The sequence below is a fragment of the Pseudomonas juntendi genome (assembly GCF_021560075.1).
In the GTDB taxonomy this organism is placed as follows: domain Bacteria; phylum Pseudomonadota; class Gammaproteobacteria; order Pseudomonadales; family Pseudomonadaceae; genus Aquipseudomonas; species Aquipseudomonas juntendi.
The window spans coordinates 3,717,102-3,739,013 of the sequence record NZ_CP091088.1; the positions used below are offsets into that span (position 1 = coordinate 3,717,102).

Genomic DNA, 21,912 nt, shown 5'->3' on the forward strand with positions numbered 1-21,912 from the left:
TAGCCCTCTAAATCCGCTTTCTGGCGGTTGTGTTCGGTGTCATTTGTTTGTCGTGCAGCTGCTTGACCGCGCCGCTGGCGATCAGCTCGGCCAGCGCGGCAACGTCGAGCAATGCACACATGTGTTCAATAACCGTGCCGGCCAACCACGGGCGCTGGCCACGCTGGCTGCGCCACTTGATTTCCGACGGGTCCAGGCGCAACGAACGGCTGACCTGGTGCACGGCCAGCCCCCATTCGTAGCCCTGCACCGAAATCACGTACTGCAGGCCCTGGCGGAAATCGTCGCGGTAGCGGTCGGGCATCACCCAGCGCGCCGTATCCAGGACCTTGAGGTTGCCCGCCTGGCAGGTAAGGATGCCAAGGAACCATTCGGGCTGACCGAACAGCGGTGTCAGCTCCTGGCCGGCCAGGGTGTAGATCGAGCCCAGGCACACCAGTGGTACGGCCAGGGTCAGGCCGGCGACATCGAACAACAGGCATTCGAAGGGTTCGGCGGCCCAGGCCGGGCGGCCGTCGACAGTGGCCGGTGGCACGGGCGGCGCTGGCAGGTGCACGTCGACCAGTGGCAGCGCCGGTTCCAGCGCAGGCGCTTCGACCAGCACTGGAATGGCCGCCTCGGCCACCACCTCCTGCTCCACCACCGTCACCACCGGCGGGTCGACCGGCATCACGCTGGGCAATACCGCCAGGCGGGGTTCGGCGAAAGGCCGAGGCGCAGGGCGGGCAACGGCCACGAGCGGTTCGGCAGGTTGGGGCTGGCGGGCATCGCGGGCCTGCTCCTCGCGCACGGCTTCAGCGAACTCATCGGCTGCAGCGGGCTCCACGGGTGCCTGCAACAGCGCCTCGTCTTCGGTGGCCTCCTGCAGCAGGCCATCCAGATACGATTGCAAGGCCATCTGTGGCCGGGTGCCGGTGTACCGGGTCTGGGTCATCAGGCCACCTGCGCTGCGGGTTTGTAGGTCAACAGGTGCTTGAGCAGTGCCCGGTAGGCGACCAGCCCACGGCTCTTGGCGTCGAACTGCGAGGGCGTCACGCCCTTGCGGCTGGCGTCGCGCAGGCGCGTATCGACCGGGATGTAGCCCTGCCATACATGCTGGCCGTAGGTGTCACGCAGCAGCTTGAGGGTGCCCAGCGAGGCCTGGGTGCGGCGGTCGAACAGCGTCGGCACGATCTGGTACGGCAGCGCCTGCTTGCGTGACCGGTTGACCATGGCCAGGGTCGCGACCATGCGCTCAAGCCCCTTCACCGCAAGAAACTCGGTTTGCACCGGGATCACCAACTGCTGGCTGGCGGCCAGGGCATTGACCATCAGCACGCCGAGCAAGGGTGGGCTGTCGATCAAGGCAAAGTCGAAATCCTGCCACAACTGCGCCAGACTCTTGGCGATCACCAGGCCCAGGCCATTCTGCCCCGGCGACTGGCGCTCCAGCACGGCCAGCGCGGTGCTCGACGGCAACAGCGAAATCCGCTCGTCGCTGGTGGGCAGCAGCAGTTGCCCCGGCAAGCCCTCAGGCACGCTGCCTTTGTGCAGGAACAGGTCGTAGCAACTGTGCTCGAGGGCATCAGGGTTGTGGCCGAAGTAACTGGTCATCGAACCGTGCGGGTCCAGGTCGACGACGACCACGCGCTTGCCGGCCTCGGCCAGCAGGCCGGCCAAAGCGATGGTCGTGGTGGTCTTGCCGACGCCACCTTTTTGATTGGCTACTGCCCAGACTCTCATCAAGCAAACTCTATGTATTGATTTGAAAGCGCGTGCAATCGATGTGGCAGCGGGCGAGCCCACGAACACCGACGAAGCCGGTGCCAATCACCGCGTCGCCTGCTTCGCGGGCTCGCCCGCTCCCACAGGGGACGGCGTCACAGTCAAAATTGTGCTTGTAGCAGTGCCAGAGAATTGACGAATCACTGCCCCGCCACCTTTGCTGGCGTAGCCGGTGCACTTTGTGTGCCAGCCCGGCGCAGGGCAGCATCCGGTGTTGCATTGGCGCTGCCCGAGCCCGTCAGGCTGCGGCGCACTTCCAGGTTACGGGAAATCACCAACACCACCCGCCGGTTGCGCGCCCGGCCATCGGCGGTGTCATTGCTGGCCACCGGCTGGTACTCGCCATAGCCGACCGAGGCCATGCGGGCCGGGTTCACCCCCTCCATGGCCAGCAGGCGCACAATGCTCGCCGCCCGCGCCGACGACAGCTCCCAGTTGGTCGGGTACTGCGCGGTGCGGATCGGCAGGTTGTCGGTGAAACCCTCGACATGCACCGGGTTGGCGAACGGCTTGAGAATATCGGCCACCTTCTCGATGATGGCGAACGCCTTGTCGCTGGGCATGGCATCGCCACTGCCGAACAACAGCGATGAATTGAGCTCGATCTCGATCCACAGTTCGTTGCCGCGCACGGTCATCTGGTTGCTTTTGATCAGGTCGCCAAAGGCGTCGCGCACGTCATCGCTGATGGTCTTCAGCGGGTCGGTATTGGTTGCCGCAAGGCCTGCTTCGGTCTGCTCGCTGTCGTTGACCAGCGGCTCGGCCGGGCGCACGGTCAATGGCTTCTCCTCGCCCACGGGGATGGGCTTCATGCTGCGCTCAGGGTCGTTGAACACCCCGAGCAGCGCCTGGGAAATAACCTTGTACTTGCCCTCGTTGATCGACGAAATCGAGTACATCACCACAAAAAATGCGAACAGCAAGGTAATGAAGTCGGCGTATGACACCAGCCAGCGTTCGTGGTTTTCGTGTTCCTCGGTAGGACGGCGGCGGCGCATGGCTTACTCCATGAAGCCTTGCAGCTTCAGCTCGATGGAGCGCGGGTTTTCCCCCTCGGCAATCGACAACAGGCCTTCGAGCAGCATTTCGCGGTAGCGCGACTGGCGCATGACCACGGCCTTGAGCTTGTTGGCGATCGGCAGCAGCACCAGGTTGGCGCTGGCCACACCGTAGATGGTGGCGACGAAGGCCACGGCGATGCCATTGCCCAGTTGCGACGGGTCGGCCAGGTTGCCCATCACGTGGATCAGGCCCATGACCGCACCGATGATGCCGATGGTAGGCGCGTACCCGCCCATGCTCTCGAACACCTTGGCCGCCTGGATATCGCGGCTTTCCTGGGTCAGGAAATCGACTTCGAGGATGCTGCGAATGGCTTCTGGCTCGGCGCCATCGACCAGCAGCTGCAAGCCTTTGCGCGCATACGGGTCGGGCTCGCTGTCGGCCACCCCTTCCAGGCCCAGCAAGCCTTCCTTGCGCGCGGTCAGGCTCCAGTTCACCACCCGGTCGATGCCACCCGCCAGGTCGACCCTGGGCGGGAACAGGATCCAGCGCAGAATCTGCAGGGCCCGCTTGAACGAGGCCAGCGGTGACTGCAGCAGTGCTGCCGCCAAGGTGCCGCCCAGCACGATCAATGCCGCCGGCCCATTGACCAGGGCACCGACATGGCCACCCTCGAGGAAGTTGCCACCGACAATGGCAACGAAGGCGAGGATCAGGCCGATCAGGCTCAGCACATCCATCAGACGCAGGCCTCTACCAGGTGCTTGCCGATCTCGTCCAGGCTATACACCGCGTCGGCCAGGTTGGCCTTGACGATGGCCATGGGCATGCCATAGATCACACAGCTGGCTTCATCCTGGGCCCACACCGTACTGCCGCCCTGCTTGAGCAGGCGCGCGCCTTCGCGGCCATCGGCACCCATGCCGGTCAGCACCACCGACAGCACCTTGTCGCCATATGACTTGGCCGCCGAGCCGAAGGTGATGTCCACGCACGGCTTGTAGTTCAAGCGCTCATCGCCAGGCAGGATCTTCACCGTGCCACGGCCATCGACCATCATCTGCTTGCCACCCGGGGCCAGCAGGGCCAGGCCTGGTCGCAGCATGTCACCGTCCTCGGCTTCCTTGACGCTGATGCGGCACAGTTTGTCCAGGCGTTCGGCAAACGCCTTGGTGAACGCAGCCGGCATGTGCTGGATCAGCACGATCGGTGCCGGGAAGTTGGCCGGCAGCTGGGTCAAGACCCGCTGCAGGGCTACCGGGCCGCCGGTGGAGGTACCGATGGCCACCAGTTTGTACGGCTTGCGTTTAGGTGCCGCAGCCGGCGCCGGCGCGGCTGCCGGGGCCCGGGCCGGCAGCGCACTGCGCGCCGCTGCCGGGCTGCCCACACCCGCCGTCGGCGCATGGCTGCTGGCAGGTGCCGGCGTTGCGGCCGGCGCAGGGCTGGCGTAACTGCCAAACCGGCGGTTGCTGCGCGCCAGCGTATGCACTTTCTCGCACAGCAGTTGCTTGACCTTGTCGGGGTTGCGCGAAATGTCCTCGAAGTTCTTCGGCAGGTAGTCCACTGCCCCCGCGTCCAGCGCATCGAGGGTGACCCGGGCGCCCTCATGGGTCAGCGAGGAAAACATCAACACCGGCGTCGGGCAGCGCTGCATGATGTGGCGCACCGCAGTGATGCCATCCATCATGGGCATTTCATAGTCCATGGTGATGACATCGGGCTTGAGCGCCAGCGCCCGGTCAATCGCTTCCTTGCCGTTGGTCGCGGTACCTACTACCTGGATCGTCGGATCCGCCGAGAGGATCTCCGAGACGCGGCGGCGGAAGAAACCGGAATCATCCACCACCAGGACCTTGACTGCCATAAACACTCCATTAGGCGGCGCGACCTGCCAAGGTGCGCCACCGAAATCAAATACGCCGCGCGGCGTAACGCTTGAGCATGCTCGGGACGTCGAGAATCAACGCAATACGACCGTCACCGGTAATGGTGGCCCCGGACATGCCCGGGGTACCTTGCAGCATCTTGCCCAGCGGCTTGATTACCACTTCTTCCTGGCCTACCAGTTGATCGACGACAAAGCCGATGCGCTGGGTGCCGACCGACAGGATCACCACGTGGCCCTCGTGCTGCTCTTCGTGCACCTGGCCTTGCACCAGCCAGCGCTTGAGGTAGAACAACGGCAGTGCCTTGTCGCGCACGATCACCACTTCCTGGCCATCGACCACATTGGTACGCGACAGGTCGAGGTGGAAGATCTCGTTGACGTTGACCAGCGGGAAGGCGAATGCCTGGTTGCCCAGCATCACCATCAGGGTGGGCATGATCGCCAGGGTCAGCGGCACCTTGATGACGATCTTCGAGCCCTGGCCCTTGGCCGAGAAGATGTTGATCGAACCGTTGAGCTGGGAGATCTTGGTCTTCACCACGTCCATGCCCACGCCACGCCCGGACACGTCGGAAATCTCGGTCTTGGTCGAGAACCCCGGGGCGAAGATCAGGTTGTAGCAGTCCGACTCGCTCAGACGCTCGGCGGCGTCCTTGTCCATCAGGCCCTTCTCCACCGCCTTGGCCCGCAGGATGTTCGGGTCCATGCCCTTGCCGTCGTCGGAAATCGACAACAGGATGTGGTCGCCTTCCTGCTCGGCCGACAGCACCACGCGGCCCGTGCGCGGCTTGCCTGCGGCATCGCGCTCATCGGGCATCTCGATACCATGGTCGACGGCGTTGCGCACCAAGTGCACCAACGGGTCGGCCAGGGCCTCGACCAGGTTCTTGTCGAGGTCGGTTTCTTCACCGACCAGCTCAAGGTTGATCTCTTTCTTCAACTGGCGCGCCAGGTCGCGAACCAGGCGCGGGAAGCGGCCGAACACTTTCTTGATCGGCTGCATGCGAGTTTTCATCACCGCGGTCTGCAGGTCGGCGGTGACCACGTCGAGGTTGGACACGGCCTTGGACATGGCCTCGTCGCCGCTGTTCAGGCCCAGGCGCACCAGGCGGTTACGCACCAGCACCAGTTCGCCGACCATGTTCATGATCTCGTCCAGGCGCGCCGTGTCGACGCGTACGGTGGTTTCCGCTTCGCTGACCGCATGCTTGTCGGCGACCGGGGCCGGCGTGCGCGCAGCTGCAGCAGGTTTGCTCGCAGCCGCGGGCACTGGCGCAGGTGCAGGAGCCGCAGCTGGCTGGGCGGCCGCCGGGCTTTGCGGCTTGGCCGCTGCCGGCGCCTTGGCCGCAGGCGGTGCCTGGACTGCTGCGACGTCACCGCCGAATTTGCCCTTGCCATGCAACTGGTCCAGCAGCGCTTCGAATTCATGCTCGCTGATTTCGTCGCTGGTGGCGCTGGCGGTGCTGTCAGGCGCCACCTCGGCAGGTGCCGCCTTGGCTGCAGGCAGGGCATCGGCCTGGAAGGTGCCTTTGCCGTGGAGCTGGTCGAGCAGCGACTCGAATTCGGCATCGGTGATTTCGTCACTGGCCGCTTCATGGCTGACGGCAGCAGCCGGCGCTGCAACTTCGGCAGTGAACTGGCCTTTGCCATGCAACTGGTCGAGCAGCGATTCGAACTCGGCATCGGTGATTTCATCACCGCCACCACTCACGCTCTCGCCTTGCAGCTGTTCCTCGGCCGCAGCTTGTGCCTTGACCGCATCGAGCGAATCGAGCAACTGCTCGAACTCGCTGTCGGTGATGTCCTGGTGCTGCTCCTGGTCCACCACCGGTGCCGCGGCAGGCGCTTGCGCCGCAGCCACCGGCACCACCGCTTCTTCGCCACCCTGCGGTTGCGCCGCACCCGGCTCGGCAAGGCGCGCCAAGGCCGCCAGCAGCTCGGGGGTTGCCGGCGTGACTTCAGCGCGCTCGCGCACCTGGCCAAACATGCTGTTGACCGTGTCCAGTGCCTCGAGCACTACGTCCATCAGCTCCGCGTCAACCCGACGCTCACCTTTGCGCAGCACGTCGAACACGTTCTCGGCGATATGGCAGCACTCCACCAGCTCGTTCAGCTGGAGGAAGCCGGCGCCCCCTTTTACAGTGTGGAAACCGCGAAAGATCGCATTGAGCAGGTCGGCATCGTCGGGCCGGCTTTCCAGCTCGACCAATTGCTCGGACAGTTGCTCAAGAATTTCGCCGGCTTCTACCAGGAAATCCTGGAGGATTTCTTCATCGGCGCCGAAGCTCATCAAAGGTGCTCCTTAAAAACCCAGGCTGGACAGCAGATCATCGACGTCGTCCTGGCCGGACACGACGTCTTCACGCTTATCGGCATGAATCTGCGGACCTTCACCCCGAGTCGGATGTTTTTCTCGATCTTTTTCTGCGCGCAATTGATCGTGGTCATGCTGAATGCCCGCAAAGCGGTCGACCTGACTGGCCATCAGCACCAACTTGAGCAGGTTGCTTTCCACTTCGGTCACCAGGTTGGTGACGCGCTTGATCACCTGCCCGGTCAGGTCCTGATAGTCCTGGGCCAGCAGAATGTCATTGAGGTGGCCGGCGACCTTGCGATTACCTTCGGCGCTGTGCGTGAGGAAACTGTCGACCCGCTTGACCAGGTCGCGAAATTCTTCCGCCGCCACTTCGCGGCGCATGAAGCGCTGCCAGTCGGTGCTCAGGGCCTTCGCCTCGCTGGCCAGGTCGTTGAGCACCGGGGTGCTTGCCTCGACCAGGTCCATGGTGCGGTTGGCCGCGCCTTCCGTGAGCTTGACCACATAGGACAGGCGCTCGGTGGCATCGGTAATCTGCGACACCTCTTCGGCCTGCGGCATGGTCGGGTCGATCTGGAAACTGACGATGGCACTGTGCAGCTCGCGGGTCAGTTTGCCGACTTCCTGGTACAGGCCGCGGTCGCGGGTCTGGTTCAGCTCGTGAATCAGCTGCACCGCCTCGCCGAAACGGCCCCGCTCCAGGCTTTCGACCAACTCCTGGGCATGTTTCTTCAGGGTCGATTCGAACTCGCCCAAAGAGTTATGTGATGAATCCATGGCGCGCCCCCTGACGTGACTCAGCCGTTGACGCGTTCGAAGATCTTCTCGATCTTTTCTTTGAGCACCTGTGCCGTGAACGGCTTGACCACGTAACCATTGACGCCGGCCTGGGCCGCTTCAATGATCTGGTCGCGCTTGGCTTCGGCAGTCACCATCAGCACGGGCATGGTTTTCAGCCGGTCGTGGGCACGCACCTTGCGCAGCAGGTCGATGCCGGACATGCCAGGCATGTTCCAGTCGGTCACCAGGAAGTCGTAATGGCCGTTTTCCAGCATCGGCAGCGCCGTGGTGCCGTCGTCGGCCTCATCGGTGTTGGTGAAGCCCAGGTCACGCAACAGGTTCTTGATGATCCGCCGCATCGTCGAAAAGTCGTCAACGATGAGGATTTTCATGTCTTTGTTCAAGTAGACCTCCAAGCAGTCTCAAACGCGCTCGGCCCCGAGCGCGCATTCAATCAATTCGGTACAACGTGGAAAACCGCGTGGAAACAGCCGCAACCCTAGCAGGCTCAGCGCGCCCGCCATTCCCCCAGGCGGCTACGCAGACGCGCGGCACACTGGCTGTGCAACTGGCTAACCCGCGACTCGCTGACCCCCAGCACCTCACCGATCTCCTTGAGGTTGAGCTCTTCGTCGTAGTACAGCGCCAGCACCAGGCGTTCACGCTCGGGCAGGTTGGCGATGGCCTCGGTCAGGGCTAGCTGGAAGCGCTCCTCCTCGAGGCCCCGGGCAGGTTCGACCTGGCCGCTGGCGCCGTCTTCATGCAGCCCTTCGTGCTCACCGTCCTGCAGCAGGTCATCGAAGCTGAACAAACGGCTGCCCAAGGTATCGTTGAGGATCGCGTAGTAATCATCGAGGCTCAATTGGAGTTCGGCAGCAACTTCATGATCTTTAGCGTCACGGCCGGTTCTGGCCTCCACGGCGCGCATCGCGTCGCTGACCATGCGGGTGTTGCGGTGCACCGAGCGGGGTGCCCAGTCGCCTTTGCGCACTTCGTCGAGCATGGCGCCGCGGATACGAATGCCGGCATAGGTTTCAAAGCTGGCGCCCTTGCTGGCGTCGTACTTGTTGGCCACTTCCAGCAGGCCGATCATGCCGGCCTGGATCAGGTCCTCGACCTGCACGTTGGCCGGCAAGCGCGCCAACAGGTGGTAGGCGATGCGCTTGACCAGGGGGGCGTAGCGTTCGATCAACTCGTACTGGGCGTCTTTCGCCGCCCGGCTGTACATCTTGAACCCGCTGGCGTTCATAGCACCGGTCCCGCGCTGGTCGGCTGCACCAGGCGCTCGACGAAGAACTCCAGGTGGCCACGTGGGTTGGCCGGCAGCGGCCAGCTGTCGACCTTCTGGGCAATCGCCTTGAAGGCCAGCGCGCACTTGGAGCGTGGGAAGGCTTCGTACACGGCACGCTGCTTCTGCACCGCCTTGCGCACGCACTCGTCGTAGGGCACGGCGCCTACGTACTGCAGGGCGACATCCAGGAAACGGTCGGTGACCTTGGTCAGCTTGGCAAACAGGTTGCGCCCTTCCTGAGGGCTCTGGGCCATGTTGGCCAGCACGCGGAAGCGGTTCATGCCGTAGTCACGGTTGAGCAGCTTGATCAGCGCGTAGGCATCGGTGATCGAGGTCGGCTCGTCGCACACCACCAGCAGCACTTCTTGGGCGGCACGGACAAAGCTGACGACCGACTCACCGATACCCGCAGCGGTATCGATGACCAGTACATCGAGGTTGTCGCCGACTTCGCTGAACGCCTGGATCAGCCCGGCATGCTGGGCCGGCGCCAGGTGGACCATGCTCTGCGTACCGGAGGCAGCCGGTACGATGCGCACACCGCCAGGGCCCTGCAATATCACGTCACGCAGCTCGCAGCGCCCTTCGATGACATCGGCCAGGGTCCGTTTGGGCGTCAGGCCCAGCAACACGTCGACATTGGCCAGGCCCAGGTCGGCATCCAGCAACATGACCCTGCGGCCGAGTTCGGCCAACGCCAGGGACAGGTTCACTGAAACGTTAGTCTTGCCGACGCCACCTTTGCCACCGGTCACGGCGATCACCTGTACGGGATGCATGCTACCCATGTTTGTAATTTACCTTGTATCGCTGGGACCCAGGCCACACGTAGGGCAATTCTGCGTACCCCTTGGCATAGCTACTTTGCACACGTTTCATACTCAACCCGCTCGCCGTGGGTTGTGGTAGAGATCAGCGAACATGTCGGCCATTGCCTCTTCGCTGGGCTCCTCCTGCTGCTGCACATTGACCGCGCGGGACACCAGCTGGTGCCCCCGGGGCAGGTGCAGGTCGTCAGGAATGCGCGGGCCGTCGGTAAGATAGGCCACAGGCAAATCATGACTGATGGCAAGGCTCAACACATCGCCAAGGCTTGCCGTTTCATCGAGCTTGGTCAGGATGCAGCCGGCCAGGCCACAGCGCTTGTAGCTGTGGTAGGCGGCGGTCAACACCTGCTTCTGGCTGGTGGTGGCCAGTACCAGGTAATTCTTGGCGGCGATGCCACGGCCGGCCAGGGTTTCCAGCTGCAAGCGCAGGGCCGGGTCGCTGGCCTGCAGGCCGGCGGTGTCGATCAGCACCACACGCTTGCGCAGCAGCGGCTCCAGCGCTGCCGCCAGCGACTGGCCTGGGTCGACATAGGTGACTGGGACATTGAGGATGCGGCCAAGGGTCTTGAGCTGCTCCTGGGCACCGATGCGGAAGCTGTCCATGCTCACCAGCGCCATGTTCTGCGCGCCGTACTTGAGCACGTAGCGCGCCGCCAGCTTGGCCAGGGTGGTGGTCTTGCCCATGCCGGCCGGGCCGACCATGGCGATCACACCGCCTTCTTCGATCGGCTCTACCTCGGGAATTTCGATCATGCGCGCCAAGTGCGCCAGCAACATGCGCCAGGCATGGCGTGGCTCTTCGATTTCGGCGGTCAGCTCCAGCAACTCGCGGGCAATCGGCCCGGACAGGCCAATGCGCTGCAGGCGCCGCCAGATGTTGGCCTGTTGTGGCTTGCTGCCCTGCAGCTGGGCCCAGGCCAGCGAGCCGAGCTGCACTTCCAGCAGTTCGCGCAGGCCCGACAGTTCGGAGCGCATGGCATCGAACAGGCGCGGGTCAACGGGCGCCGGCGCCGTGGCGGCCGCCGCCTGTGGGGCATCGACGTGGGGCTCGACCAGCGGCTCGGCAGCGGTCAGCGACTGCCCGGCGAACAATTGGCGGTTGTTATCGCTGCTGTCCTGGCGGTGGCCCAGCTCGGCCTGGGCCGTGGCAATGCGCGTGTGGGTCTTGCGCAGCTCTTCTTCCAGCTCGGCATTGGGCACACGCGGGGCCAGGGCGGACAGCTTGTAGTCCAGCGCGGCCGTCAGCTCGACACCGCCGGCAATGCGACGGTTGCCAATGATCGCGGCATCGGCGCCCAGCTCATCACGGACCAGTTTCATGGCCTGACGCATATCGGCGGCGAAAAATCGCTTAACTTGCATTATCCACTACCTCAGCCGTTAGGGCCCACGGTGGCAACGATGGTGACTTGCTTGTTGTCCGGTATTTCCTGATACGCCAGCACATGCAAATTCGGTACAGCCAGGCGACCGAAACGCGACAGCATGGCGCGGATCGGGCCGGCGACCAGCAGAATGGCCGGCTGGCCCTGCATTTCCTGGCGCTGGGCCGCTTCGATCAGCGAACGTTGCAGCTTCTCGGCCATGCTCGGTTCCAGAAGAACACCGTCTTCCTGGCCTTGCCCGGCGCGTTGCAGACTATTGAGCAAAATCTGTTCCAACCTTGGCTCCAGGGTGATCACCGGGAGCTCCGACTCAACGCCGACAATGCTTTGCACGATGGCGCGACACAATCCGACGCGCACCGCCGCAACCAGCGCGGCGGTATCTTGACTCTTGCCAGCGTTGTTCGCGATTGCTTCGGCAATACTGCGAATATCGCGCACGGGTACCTGTTCCGACAACAGGGCCTGCAAGACCTTGAGCAGCCCCGACAAGGAAATGACACCCGGCACCAGTTCTTCTGCAAGTTTAGGCGAAGCCTTGGCCAACACCTGCAACAGTTGCTGGACCTCTTCGTGGCCAATCAGTTCATGGCAGTGCTTCTGCAGGATCTGGTTGAGGTGGGTGGCCACTACCGTACTGGCATCGACCACGGTGTAGCCCAGCGACTGCGCCTGCGAGCGCTGGCCCACGTCGATCCACACCGCTTCCAGGCCGAACGCCGGGTCACGTGCGGCAATGCCGTTGAGGGTGCCGAACACCTGCCCCGGGTTGATCGCCAACTCGCGGTCCGGGTAAATCTCGGCCTCCGCCAGGATCACCCCCATCAGCGTCAGGCGATAGGCGCTGGGTTGCAGGTCAAGGTTGTCGCGAATATGCACCGTGGGCATGAGGAAGCCCAGGTCCTGCGACAGCTTCTTGCGCACGCCCTTGATTCGCGCCAGCAACTGACCACCCTGGTTGCGGTCCACCAGGGGGATCAGCCGGTAGCCGACTTCCAGGCCGATCATGTCGATCGGTGTCACATCGTCCCAGCCCAGCTCCTTGGTTTCCAGCGCCCGCTGCGGCGAAGGCAGCAGGTCTTGCTGGCGCTGCGCCTCCTGCAAGGCCTGGGCCTTGGCCTTCTGTTGTTTCTTCCATACGAGATAAGCCCCGCCACCGGCCAGCAGACCCAGGCCGATGAAGGCGACGTGCGGCATGCCCGGCACCAGCCCCATGACAATCATCAACCCCGCCGACACCGCCAACGCCTTGGGCGAGTCGAACATCTGCCGGTTGATCAGTTTGCCCATGTCCTCCGAGCCCGAGGCGCGGGTGACCATGATCGCCGCAGCGGTCGACAACAGCAGTGATGGCAATTGCGCCACCAAACCGTCACCGATGGTCAGCAGGGCGTACACCTTGCCGGCATCGCCGAAGCTCATGCCATGCTGCAGCATGCCGATCAGCATGCCACCGATCAGGTTGATGAACAGGATCAGCAAGCCGGCGATGGCGTCACCGCGCACGAACTTGCTGGCACCGTCCATCGAACCGTAGAACTCGGCCTCCTGGGCCACCTCGGCACGACGGTGCTTGGCCTGGGCCTGGTCGATGAGGCCAGCATTGAGGTCGGCGTCAATCGCCATCTGCTTGCCGGGCATGGCGTCGAGGGTGAAGCGCGCGCTCACTTCCGAGATACGCCCGGCGCCCTTGGTCACCACCACGAAGTTGATGATCATGAGGATGGCGAAGACCACCGCACCGACCACGTAGTTACCGCCGATCACCACCTCGCCGAAGGCTTGGATCACCTTGCCGGCGGCGCCGTGGCCTTCCTGGCCGTGCAGCATGACCACCCGCGTGGAGGCCACGTTCAGCGCCAGGCGCAGCAGCGTGGCCACCAGCAGGATGGTGGGGAATGCAGCGAAGTCGAGCGGGCGCAGGGCGTAGACGCAGACCAGCAGCACCACGATCGACAAGGCGATGTTGAAGGTGAAGAACACGTCGAGCAGGAACGGTGGTATCGGCAACATCATCATTGCCAACATCACCAGCAGCAGCAGCGGTACACCCAGGTTGCCCCGGCCGAGCCCGGCCAGGTTATGACGGGCGTTGCTGATTAACTGAGTGCGATCCACCGCGAGTCCTCTTGATGCAAAACTTTGACGCCCAAGGGGCATCTGCGGCTGGCATTGCAAGAAGCCTTCCAACTTTGCGCAACAGAAGATTTATGTTGTGTGTGCCGGCCGCTTCGCGGGTGAACCGCCCTTATAGAGCAACACATAACTTATGGATTTAGCGAGGTCTCTGTGGGAGCGGGCATGCCCGCGAACACCGGCGTAGCCGGTGCCAGCCACCGCGTTTGATTCGTCGCGGCGGTTCGACGCCTCGACTAGCCCGCTCTCACACAGGCAGCGTCGCGCTTACGAATCGAGTTCTCTGCGCGACAGCGCAGCCCGTAGTGCTGGGTGATCTCCCACTGGTACCGCATAGGGTTTGAGATCCGTGAAATGCCTGTGGGAGCGGGTTACCCGCGAAAAGGCCAGAAGCCCTGACACAAGGTCAATAGTAATGGCGCAGATCCGACAGGAATCGCAGGTTGTCTTTCATGTGCTCCGGTTGCTATCCATAGGAGGCAAACCACTGATAGCGTCAGACTTCGTTGGGCCTCAGCGGCACCGGGGATTCACCACGCACCACTCCCATTTTAAGCGAAACGCGCGATATCACTCTTCGCAATAATGCGAACTGAAAAAAATAGGGCGTTTCCGGATAGGGAGGCTTCGCACCGTGCTTCAGCAAGCCTGCATGGTAGTGCAAGCCGGGCTGCATACCTACTGCGTTGTCTACATAGACACTGAACACCGTGGTAGAGGATTGGCTCTGGGCGCCCCGCTTAGCTGCATAAAACTTGGCAACACCATACTCCCCAGCGTAAAAACCTGCTCCAAACTCATTATCAGGTCTGAAATAATGCGGATCCACTCCGAATTTTTTATGCTGAGAAAGCGGAGTCATCAAGACGTCTTTACGGCCCTGTAAAGTTCCGGTCATAGCTTCAGCATATTCCGTTCTCGAAGCATGAAACCCAACGAGCGCTTTCGACTCTGGTCGATCAAATCCATTAAACGAATGGCGGCGCTGCCCCACTTGATAGGGTCGGGCGTCTGCCCTTCCTTTGTTTTGAAGCCCGCCTTCTACGAAACTGGGGCTCATCCAATGCCTACGTATTGAAGGACGACGGTTGAGCCCGGAGTTATCGTGGTAATTGACAGGATCGCCCTCACAATATGCATAGGGGTTGATGCCACCTGCTCGAAATGGGCTGGCACGATCAGAGCTTAGGAACCTCATCAGAACCGTGCTATATCCCCGACGACCCGCACCCAAAAAATATAAATTCGCCAGTGCCTCTGCCCACTGCCCATTGAATCCCAGGGATGAAAAATAACAGAACAAGCCCCCTGCAAAGCCATACGGGGTGAATGCAAAGTGCTGTCGCACATCAGTACGCTCAGTCTTGTTGTTTTTTTCTGATAAGCCGATCGTCACAGTTGTCGCGGATTCATGGCGAGGTGAATTCATGGCAAGCCCCTCCTAGTGCAGAGTGACAATATTCACAACCCTTCGCACTGCCTACAACTGACAAAAATACCAATTGAAAAAATTGACTAATTGCTGAGTGTCATCTCTGATGCCTGAGCTCAATGGCAGCGTCGCACCCGAGGGAGCAGGCGAGTCAACGAAAGGGCCAGAGGCCCTGGCACAAGGTCAACTGTCGCGGCGCAGGTCTGGCGGGATCGGCAGGTCATCCTTCAACGGCTCAGGGCGCTTGCCCTTGCCCGCACGGTACTGGCGGATCTGGAACACATAGGCCAGCACCTGCGCCACAGCCAGGTACAGGCCGGCGGGGATTTCCTGCTCGATCTCGGTCGAGTAATAGATCGCCCGCGCCAAGGCCGGCGATTCCAGGATCTGAACCTTATGCTCCACGCCAATTTCGCGAATCTTCAAGGCAATGAAATCCGTGCCCTTGGCCAACAGCAACGGCGCCACCCCCCCCTTCTCCGGGTCATACTGCAAGGCCACCGCATAGTGGGTCGGGTTGGTGATGATCACGTCGGCCTGCGGCACCGCCGCCATCATGCGCCGCTGCGACACTTCGCGCTGCAGCTGGCGAATACGCTGCTTGACCTCGGGCTTGCCCTCGCTGTCCTTGTACTCGTCGCGCACTTCCTGCTTGGTCATCTTCAGTTTCTTGTGCGTCTGGTACAACTGGAACGGCACATCCGCAGCCGCGATCAGCAACAACCCGGCCGACATCCACAAGGCACTCCAGCCCACCACCTGCAGGCTGTGAATGATCGCCTGCTCCAGCGGCTCGTTGGCAATCGACAGCAGCGCCTGGCGGTCGTTGATCAGTACCACCACCGCCACTACCAAGATCACGAAAAACTTGGCCAGCGCCTTCAGCAATTCGGTCAAGGCATGCATCGAGAACATGCGCTTGATGCCTGACAACGGATTCATGCGACTGAATTTCGGCTGCAGCAAACTGCCCGAGAACAGGAAGCCGCTCAGCGCGATGGGCGCCACGAAGGAGATCACGAACAGCAGGATCAGCACCGGCTGCACGGCCCAGATGGCCATCTTGCCCGAGGCCAGCAGAAACGCGCCCATCGCCCGCTCGTCCACGATGATGTCGCGGGTCAGGCTGAAATTCATGCGCATCAACGCCAGCAGGGTTTCGGCCAAGTGGCCGCCAAACGCCAGCAGCCCACCCGCGCCGGCCAGGGTCACCGCCACCGTGTTCAACTCCTTGGAGCGGGCGACCTCGCCTTTTTCCCGTGAGTCGCGCTTGCGTTTCTCGGTGGGGTCTTCCGTTTTGTCCTGGCCGCTTTCGCTCTCAGCCATGCTCAGCCCGCCCTTGCCAATTCACGCAGCCACTGCAGCGTTTCGCTGGCCAATGCCTGGTAGTGCGACAGCACATCGGCCAGGCCGACCCAGAAGATGAACATGCCCATGACCAGGGTCAACGGGAAACCGATGGAGAAAATGTTCAGCTGCGGCGCCGCACGGGTCATCACCCCAAAGGCAATGTTCACCACCAGCAACGCCGCAATCACCGGCAGGATCAACAGCAAGCCGGCACCGAACACCCAACCCATGCGCCCGGCGAGCTCCCAGAAGTGGTTGACCACCAGCGCATTGCCCACCGGCAACGTGGTGAAGCTTTCGGTCAGCACCTCGAACACCACCAGGTGGCCGTTCATCAACAGGAACAGCACACTCACCAGCATCGTCATGAACTGGCTGATCACCGTAACGTTGACCCCGTTCCCCGGGTCGACCATGGAGGCGAAGGCCATACCCATCTGCACCGCAACGATCTGCCCGGCAATCACGAACGCCTGGAACAGCAACTGCAACGCCAGGCCGAACAACGTCCCGACGATGATCTGTTCGGCGCACAGCAGCAGGCCGCGCAGGCTCAGCGGGTCGAATTCAGGCAGCGGTGGCAACGCCGGCACGATGACCACGGTAATGGCCACGGCCACGTACAGGCGCACCCGCGCCGGCAGCATGCGGGTACCGAAGATCGGCATGGTCATCAACACCGCCGTCACCCTGAACAACGGCAGGATGAAGGTGGCGACCCAGGTGCCGATCTGCGTATCGGTCAGCTCCAGCATCCGCGCATCAACCTATGAGCTGCGGAATGTTGGTGTAGAGCGTGGTGATGTACTCCATGAACTTCTGCACCAGCCACGGCCCGGCAACGATCAGCGTGATCAGCATCACCAGCAGGCGCGGCAGAAAGCTCAGGGTCTGTTCGTTGATCTGCGTGGCGGCCTGGAACATCGCCACCACCAGGCCCACCAGCAGGCTTGGCACCACCAGCACGGCCACCATCAGGGTGGTCAGCCACAGGGCATCACGGAACAGGTCGACAGCGACTTCAGGTGTCATCGGCGGCTCTCCTTGACGGCGTCAGACGCCGCCGAAACTGCTGGCCAGGGTGCCCATGATCAACGCCCAGCCATCGACCAGCACGAACAGCATGATCTTGAACGGCAGCGAAATGATCAGCGGCGACAGCATCATCATACCCATCGCCATCAGCACACTGGCCACCACCATGTCGATGATCAGGAACGGGATGAAAATCATGAAGCCGATCTGGAACGCCGTTTTCAGCTCGGAGGTGACGAACGCAGGCACCAAGATGGTCAGCGGCACTTGATCGGGCCCGGCAATGTCGGTGCGCTTGGACAAGCGCATGAACAGGTCCAGGTCGCTTTGCCGGGTTTGCGCCAGCATGAAGTCCTTGAGCGGGCCCTGGGCCTTGTCGATGGCCTGCTGAGCGGTCATCTGTTCTTTCAGGTAAGGCTGCAAGGCATCCTGGTTCACCCGGTCGAACACCGGGGCCATGATGAACATCGTCAGGAACAGCGCCATGCCGGTCAGCAGCTGGTTCGACGGTGTCTGCTGCAAGCCCAGGGCCTGGCGCAGGATCGAGAACACGATGATGATACGGGTGAAGCTGGTCATGAGGATGACGAACGCCGGAATGAAGCTCAGCGCCGTCATGATCAGCAGGATTTGCAGGCTGACCGAATATTCCTGCTGCCCGTCCGCAGTATTGGACAGGGTAATGGCCGGAATCGACAACGGGTCGGCGGCCAACGCCAACGGCGCGGCCAGCAACAGCGCCACTGTCAACAACGGCCCCAACAACCTACGCAGCGCGCCGCTCATCACCTGTTGTCCTTAGGGTTCTTGCCCATCAACTCCATCAACCGCTGGGCAAACTCCGGCGTCGCCTGGCGAGCGCTTTCCGGCACCTGCACCGGCTCTGCCAGCACATGCAATGCCTCGATGCTGCCCGGGGTGTGGCCTATCAGTATCTGCTCCTTGCCCACCTGCACCAGCAACAGGCGGTCGCGCGGGCCGATGGCGCGGCTGCCGACGATCTCGATCACCTGCCCACCCTTCACAGCCGTGCTCTGCAAACGCCGCAGCAGCCAGGCCAGGAAGAAAATCAGGCCGACCACCAGCAGCAGGCCGAAGACCATCTGCGCCAGTTGCCCGCCCAGGCTGCCAGGCGCCGCTGCCGGCGTGGCCGTGAGGGTGGCCGCTGCCAGGCAGGCGTGGCTGCCCAACAACGCCGCAAGTGCCGCGATGGTGCGTATCGTGGCCTTCACTCAGCGCAGCTTCTTGATGCGTTCGCTGGGGCTGATCACGTCGGTCAGGCGAATGCCGAACTTCTCGTTGACCACCACCACTTCGCCATGGGCGATCAACGTACCGTTGACCAGCACGTCCAGTGGCTCGCCGGCCAGGCGGTCAAGCTCGATGACCGAACCCTGGTTGAGCTGCAGCAGGTTGCGGATGTTGATCTCGGTGCTGCCCACTTCCATGGAGATGTTCACCGGGATATCCAGGATCACATCCAGGTTCGGGCCTTCGAGGCTGACATTTTCGTTCGGCTTGGGCGAGCTGGCGAACTCTTCCATTGGCAGGCGGCCCGGGCCGCTGTGGCTGCCGGTGTCACCGCCCAGCAGCGCATCGATGTCCGCCTGGCCGGCAGCACCGGTCTCTTCCAGCGCAGCGGCCCACTCATCGGCCAAGGCCTGATCTTCTGGGGAGGTGATCTCGTTTTCGTTAGCCATGGTTTCCTCGACAGGCATTCAATTCGTTAGGGGCGACCGGCACGCCGTCAGCGGCGTTCGATCGGGTCGATGATCTGCAGCGCCAGGTTGCCCTTGTGCGAGCCCAGCCGCGCCTTGAACGCCGGCACGCCATTGGCGCGCAACACCAGGTGCTCGGGCAACTCCACCGGTATCACATCGCCAGGCTGCATGTGCAGGATGTCGCGCAGCTTCAACTGGCGCCGGGCCACGGTGGCAGTCATCGGCACGGCAACATCCAGCACGTCTTCGCGCAGGGCCTTGACCCAACGCTCGTCCTGGTCGTCCAGGTCGGACTGGAAACCGGCGTCGAGCATTTCCCGCACCGGCTCGATCATCGAATACGGCATGGTCACGTGCAGGTCACCGCCACCACCGTCCAGCTCGATATGGAAGGTGGACACCACCACTGCCTCGCTCGGGCCGACGATGTTGGCCATGGCCGGGTTGACCTCGGAGTTCATGTACTCGAAAGACACCGGCATGATGGCCTGCCAGGCTTCCTTCAGGTCGACGAAGCACTGGTCCAGCACCATGCGTACCACGCGCAGTTCGGTGGGGGTGAACTCACGGCCCTCGATCTTGGCGTGGCGGCCATCGCCGCCGAAGAAATTGTCCACCAGCTTGAACACCAGCTTGGCGTCGAGAATGAACAGCGAAGTGCCGCGCAATGGCTTGATCTTGACCAGGTTCAGGCTGGTCGGCACATACAGCGAGTGCACGTACTCGCCGAACTTCATCACCTGCACGCCACCCACGGCCACGTCGGCCGAGCGGCGCAGCAGGTTGAACATGCTGATGCGGGTGTAGCGGGCGAAACGCTCGTTGATCATTTCCAGGGTCGGCATGCGACCGCGCACGATACGGTCCTGACTGGTCAGGTCGTAGCTTTTGATACTGCCGGGCTCCGCGGCGGTCTCGGTCTGCACCAGCCCGTCGTCGACGCCGTGCAACAGGGCATCGATTTCATCCTGGGACAGCAGGTCCTGTACGGCCATGGCGGACTCCTACTGCAATACGAAATTGGTGAACAGCAGCTGGTCGATGACCGGCTTGCCAAGTTCCTTCTGCGCCACTTCCTGGACCACGGCAGTGGCTTTCTGGCGCAGCATTTCCTGGCCGACAGGGCTGCTGGCGAGGGCGTCGAAGCCCTGCCCGGAGAACATCATCACCAGGTTGTTGCGGATGACCGGCATGTGCACCTTGAGTGCATCCAGGTCTGCCTGGTTGCGCGCCTGCATGGTGATGCTCACCTGCATGTAGCGCTGGCGCCCGTTCTGGTTGAAGTTGACCACGAAGGCCGGGGTCAGCGCCTGGTAGATCGCTGCTGGCTTGACGTTGCTGGCTGCCGCCTCGGCGGCCGGCGCCGGTTCGCTCTTGTGCATGATGAACCAGGTAGCGCCCACCGAAAGGCCAATCGCCAGCAACAAGCCGACGACAGCCATGATGATCAGCTTGAGTTTGCCTTTTGTGGCGGGGTCTTTGACTGCTTCGCTCTTCGCCATGCCAATAATCCGTCGTCCATCGGGGGTTCAAAGGAGGATGGCTTGGCCTGAGCAAGTGTTATGCCAGCTTATTCAGAGGTTCGGTTTCAGCAGGATCTGCGCTGCAGTCTTATCCGCGGGCATGCCCCCTGCCACAGGTACTGCACAGGTTGCAAACCCCTGTGGGAGCGGGCAAGCCCGCGAACAGGCCGGAACAGGCAACCCGGCATCAGGCGTAGTAATCGACCGCACTGTCGCCGACAACCACCTGCTGCTCCACAGGCCGGGCGCTATCGACAACCTCGCCCCCACCCTGCCCGGCCCGCCGCGCCGCCACCCCGGACAGGTTGCTGTCCTGTGCCTGGCCCTGTTGCTGCTGCTGCCCCCGCGACTGATCGGCGACGTTGACGTCGGGCTGCGCCAGCCCCTGCTGGGCGAACAGCTCGCGCAGGCGGTGCACCTGGCTGTCCAGGGCATCACGCACGCCCGCGTGGCCGCTGATGAACGTGATCTGGGTAGCCTGGTCCGCCGCCACATTGACGCGAATGTCCAGGCGGCCCAGCTCGGCCGGCTCCAGCTGGATATCCGCCGACTTGAGATTCTGGCTGGACAAGTACATGACCCGGTTGACCAGGCCCTCAGCCCACGCATTCTGGTTCATCGGCAAGGGCTGGTGCAGCGGGCTGGCACTGGCCGGCACCGCGTTGGCGGTCTTGGCCGTGGCTGCCTGGGTCAGGCTGGCCAGGCGATTGGCGAAGTCGTCGATACGGGTGTCGCTGGCAGCGCTCTTGGTGTCTTTCAGGCCATCTTCGAGCAAGGCACCGAACGCCCCGTCACCGGACTCGGTAGCGTAGCCCTCGCTTTGCTCGACCAGAGTCGTCAAGCTATTGACGGCAGCGCGGGCGTCATCGCCCTGGGCCTGAGCGGGATCAAGGGCATGTGCGGAAGTACTGCCTTTGGCCTGGGCGCTGTGCTCCAGCGCCAGGCGCAGGGTTGGCAGGTTGGCCAAGGGGTCGGCGTCAGGGTCGAAGGCTTCTTCGGTGGGTTCTGCCGGCACTGCGGTGGCCAGTTGGGCTTGCGCCGTGGCGGCTTGCAACACGGGCGTCACCGCCTCGGCCTGGGCCTGGATCAACTGCCCGCCGGGCTGGCCATCGGTGACCTGCCCGGCCACCAGGCTGGCGTCCGTCAGCCCGGTATCGGCCTTGGCGGTATCGTCATCTGGCAATTTGTTGCCGTCATCGGCAACCGCTGCCTTGCTGCCCGGGTCTTTCTTGCCGCCAACAGCCGCTTCCGGCTTGTCCTTGGGCCTGGCCTGGGCAACCTTGTCATCGGGCCCAGCCGGCGGGTTGCGCCGCTGCCGGGCCATGACCTGGTCGAAGCCGTCGCCCTTGTCGCCCAACGCCTGCACGGGTTTGTCTGCCTGCAGGGCAGTTGAACGCGCGCTACTGGCGGGGGCATTGGCTTGCAAAAAAGGGTTGGGTGCGACAGGCATCGAGCGGTCTCCGC

The 21,912-nt window shown here is 62.8% G+C and carries 22 protein-coding genes; all 22 read right to left on the bottom strand.

Translation table 11 applies throughout. The features are described 5' to 3' along the window. Window positions 1-7 precede the first annotated feature (7 nt). Window positions 8-934 (bottom strand): CheW domain-containing protein, encoded by a 927-nt coding sequence (locus L1P09_RS17240; RefSeq protein WP_054904666.1) that lies wholly within the window; start codon window positions 932-934, stop codon window positions 8-10. After that, window positions 934-1,722, bottom strand: coding sequence for a ParA family protein (locus L1P09_RS17245; protein WP_009681922.1), 789 nt, complete (start codon window positions 1,720-1,722; stop codon window positions 934-936). The genes L1P09_RS17240 and L1P09_RS17245 overlap by 1 nt, the downstream gene beginning before the upstream one ends. Window positions 1,723-1,904: 182 nt before the next feature. Further along, window positions 1,905-2,762: a flagellar motor protein MotD gene (gene motD, locus L1P09_RS17250; RefSeq protein WP_054881287.1), complete on the bottom strand. Its 858-nt coding sequence runs from the start codon at window positions 2,760-2,762 to the stop codon at window positions 1,905-1,907. Window positions 2,763-2,765: 3 nt separating this feature from the next. After that, window positions 2,766-3,506: a flagellar motor protein gene (locus L1P09_RS17255; protein ID WP_009681920.1), complete on the bottom strand. Its 741-nt coding sequence runs from the start codon at window positions 3,504-3,506 to the stop codon at window positions 2,766-2,768. Beyond that, window positions 3,506-4,630: a protein-glutamate methylesterase/protein-glutamine glutaminase gene (locus L1P09_RS17260; RefSeq protein WP_054904667.1), complete on the bottom strand. Its 1,125-nt coding sequence runs from the start codon at window positions 4,628-4,630 to the stop codon at window positions 3,506-3,508. The genes L1P09_RS17255 and L1P09_RS17260 overlap by 1 nt, the downstream gene beginning before the upstream one ends. 46 nt (window positions 4,631-4,676) lie before the next feature. Beyond that, window positions 4,677-6,944 (bottom strand): chemotaxis protein CheA, encoded by a 2,268-nt coding sequence (locus tag L1P09_RS17265; protein WP_235767932.1) that lies wholly within the window; start codon window positions 6,942-6,944, stop codon window positions 4,677-4,679. A gap of 12 nt (window positions 6,945-6,956) precedes the next feature. After that, a complete protein-coding gene (locus tag L1P09_RS17270; protein WP_054881284.1) occupies window positions 6,957-7,745 on the bottom strand; it encodes a protein phosphatase CheZ in 789 nt (262 codons plus the stop codon). Window positions 7,746-7,765: 20 nt separating this feature from the next. Further along, the gene (locus tag L1P09_RS17275) at window positions 7,766-8,140 is read right to left on the bottom strand and encodes a chemotaxis response regulator CheY (protein ID WP_166524971.1); all 375 of its coding nucleotides are present in this window, start codon (window positions 8,138-8,140) and stop codon (window positions 7,766-7,768) included. 116 nt (window positions 8,141-8,256) lie between these two features. Beyond that, a complete protein-coding gene (fliA, locus tag L1P09_RS17280; RefSeq protein ID WP_009683227.1) occupies window positions 8,257-8,997 on the bottom strand; it encodes an RNA polymerase sigma factor FliA in 741 nt (246 codons plus the stop codon). After that, entirely contained in the window at window positions 8,994-9,836 is an 843-nt protein-coding gene (gene fleN, locus L1P09_RS17285; protein WP_172828404.1) for a flagellar synthesis regulator FleN, read from the bottom strand. The genes fliA and fleN overlap by 4 nt, the downstream gene beginning before the upstream one ends. Window positions 9,837-9,920: 84 nt before the next feature. Beyond that, window positions 9,921-11,228 (bottom strand): flagellar biosynthesis protein FlhF, encoded by a 1,308-nt coding sequence (gene flhF, locus L1P09_RS17290; protein WP_235767933.1) that lies wholly within the window; start codon window positions 11,226-11,228, stop codon window positions 9,921-9,923. Window positions 11,229-11,239: 11 nt separating this feature from the next. Then, on the bottom strand, window positions 11,240-13,369 hold the full coding sequence (gene flhA, locus L1P09_RS17295; RefSeq protein WP_054881281.1) for a flagellar biosynthesis protein FlhA: 2,130 nt from the start codon (window positions 13,367-13,369) through the stop codon (window positions 11,240-11,242). 514 nt (window positions 13,370-13,883) lie between these two features. Beyond that, entirely contained in the window at window positions 13,884-14,816 is a 933-nt protein-coding gene (locus tag L1P09_RS17300; protein WP_082414625.1) for an RHS repeat-associated core domain-containing protein, read from the bottom strand. A gap of 186 nt (window positions 14,817-15,002) precedes the next feature. Then, a complete protein-coding gene (gene flhB / locus L1P09_RS17305; RefSeq protein ID WP_009683221.1) occupies window positions 15,003-16,145 on the bottom strand; it encodes a flagellar biosynthesis protein FlhB in 1,143 nt (380 codons plus the stop codon). 2 nt (window positions 16,146-16,147) lie between these two features. Next, window positions 16,148-16,924 (bottom strand): flagellar biosynthetic protein FliR, encoded by a 777-nt coding sequence (gene fliR / locus L1P09_RS17310; protein WP_054881280.1) that lies wholly within the window; start codon window positions 16,922-16,924, stop codon window positions 16,148-16,150. 7 nt (window positions 16,925-16,931) lie between these two features. Further along, window positions 16,932-17,201 (bottom strand): flagellar biosynthesis protein FliQ, encoded by a 270-nt coding sequence (fliQ, locus tag L1P09_RS17315; protein WP_012273497.1) that lies wholly within the window; start codon window positions 17,199-17,201, stop codon window positions 16,932-16,934. Window positions 17,202-17,222: 21 nt separating this feature from the next. Continuing rightward, window positions 17,223-17,990, bottom strand: coding sequence for a flagellar type III secretion system pore protein FliP (gene fliP, locus L1P09_RS17320; RefSeq protein ID WP_054881279.1), 768 nt, complete (start codon window positions 17,988-17,990; stop codon window positions 17,223-17,225). Continuing rightward, the gene (fliO, locus tag L1P09_RS17325; RefSeq protein ID WP_182336540.1) at window positions 17,990-18,436 is read right to left on the bottom strand and encodes a flagellar biosynthetic protein FliO; all 447 of its coding nucleotides are present in this window, start codon (window positions 18,434-18,436) and stop codon (window positions 17,990-17,992) included. The genes fliP and fliO overlap by 1 nt, the downstream gene beginning before the upstream one ends. After that, window positions 18,437-18,904 (bottom strand): flagellar motor switch protein FliN, encoded by a 468-nt coding sequence (gene fliN, locus L1P09_RS17330; RefSeq protein ID WP_029885654.1) that lies wholly within the window; start codon window positions 18,902-18,904, stop codon window positions 18,437-18,439. Between the two features lie 47 nt (window positions 18,905-18,951). Then, on the bottom strand, window positions 18,952-19,920 hold the full coding sequence (gene fliM, locus L1P09_RS17335) for a flagellar motor switch protein FliM (RefSeq protein WP_009683214.1): 969 nt from the start codon (window positions 19,918-19,920) through the stop codon (window positions 18,952-18,954). Window positions 19,921-19,929: 9 nt separating this feature from the next. After that, a complete protein-coding gene (gene fliL / locus L1P09_RS17340; protein ID WP_009683213.1) occupies window positions 19,930-20,427 on the bottom strand; it encodes a flagellar basal body-associated protein FliL in 498 nt (165 codons plus the stop codon). A 208-nt stretch (window positions 20,428-20,635) separates the two neighbouring features. Beyond that, window positions 20,636-21,898: a flagellar hook-length control protein FliK gene (locus L1P09_RS17345; protein ID WP_235767934.1), complete on the bottom strand. Its 1,263-nt coding sequence runs from the start codon at window positions 21,896-21,898 to the stop codon at window positions 20,636-20,638. Window positions 21,899-21,912 lie beyond the last annotated feature (14 nt).

What these genes read in the sequence shown, in the direction of transcription:
- L1P09_RS17345 (WP_235767934.1), bottom strand. Translation starts at nt 21,898, where the DNA reads ATGCCTGTCGCACCCAACCCTTTTTTGCAAGCCAATGCCCCCGCCAGT.
- L1P09_RS17260 (WP_054904667.1), bottom strand. Translation starts at nt 4,630, where the DNA reads ATGGCAGTCAAGGTCCTGGTGGTGGATGATTCCGGTTTCTTCCGCCGC.
- fliN (WP_029885654.1), bottom strand. Translation starts at nt 18,904, where the DNA reads ATGGCTAACGAAAACGAGATCACCTCCCCAGAAGATCAGGCCTTGGCC.
- fliA (WP_009683227.1), bottom strand. Translation starts at nt 8,997, where the DNA reads ATGAACGCCAGCGGGTTCAAGATGTACAGCCGGGCGGCGAAAGACGCC.
- fliR (WP_054881280.1), bottom strand. Translation starts at nt 16,924, where the DNA reads ATGCTGGAGCTGACCGATACGCAGATCGGCACCTGGGTCGCCACCTTC.
- fliQ (WP_012273497.1), bottom strand. Translation starts at nt 17,201, where the DNA reads ATGACACCTGAAGTCGCTGTCGACCTGTTCCGTGATGCCCTGTGGCTG.
- L1P09_RS17245 (WP_009681922.1), bottom strand. Translation starts at nt 1,722, where the DNA reads ATGAGAGTCTGGGCAGTAGCCAATCAAAAAGGTGGCGTCGGCAAGACC.
- fliP (WP_054881279.1), bottom strand. Translation starts at nt 17,990, where the DNA reads ATGAGCGGCGCGCTGCGTAGGTTGTTGGGGCCGTTGTTGACAGTGGCG.
- L1P09_RS17275 (WP_166524971.1), bottom strand. Translation starts at nt 8,140, where the DNA reads ATGAAAATCCTCATCGTTGACGACTTTTCGACGATGCGGCGGATCATC.
- flhF (WP_235767933.1), bottom strand. Translation starts at nt 11,228, where the DNA reads ATGCAAGTTAAGCGATTTTTCGCCGCCGATATGCGTCAGGCCATGAAA.
- L1P09_RS17255 (WP_009681920.1), bottom strand. Translation starts at nt 3,506, where the DNA reads ATGGATGTGCTGAGCCTGATCGGCCTGATCCTCGCCTTCGTTGCCATT.
- fliL (WP_009683213.1), bottom strand. Translation starts at nt 20,427, where the DNA reads ATGGCGAAGAGCGAAGCAGTCAAAGACCCCGCCACAAAAGGCAAACTC.
- L1P09_RS17270 (WP_054881284.1), bottom strand. Translation starts at nt 7,745, where the DNA reads ATGGATTCATCACATAACTCTTTGGGCGAGTTCGAATCGACCCTGAAG.
- L1P09_RS17265 (WP_235767932.1), bottom strand. Translation starts at nt 6,944, where the DNA reads ATGAGCTTCGGCGCCGATGAAGAAATCCTCCAGGATTTCCTGGTAGAA.
- L1P09_RS17240 (WP_054904666.1), bottom strand. Translation starts at nt 934, where the DNA reads ATGACCCAGACCCGGTACACCGGCACCCGGCCACAGATGGCCTTGCAA.
- flhB (WP_009683221.1), bottom strand. Translation starts at nt 16,145, where the DNA reads ATGGCTGAGAGCGAAAGCGGCCAGGACAAAACGGAAGACCCCACCGAG.
- motD (WP_054881287.1), bottom strand. Translation starts at nt 2,762, where the DNA reads ATGCGCCGCCGCCGTCCTACCGAGGAACACGAAAACCACGAACGCTGG.
- L1P09_RS17300 (WP_082414625.1), bottom strand. Translation starts at nt 14,816, where the DNA reads ATGAATTCACCTCGCCATGAATCCGCGACAACTGTGACGATCGGCTTA.
- fliM (WP_009683214.1), bottom strand. Translation starts at nt 19,920, where the DNA reads ATGGCCGTACAGGACCTGCTGTCCCAGGATGAAATCGATGCCCTGTTG.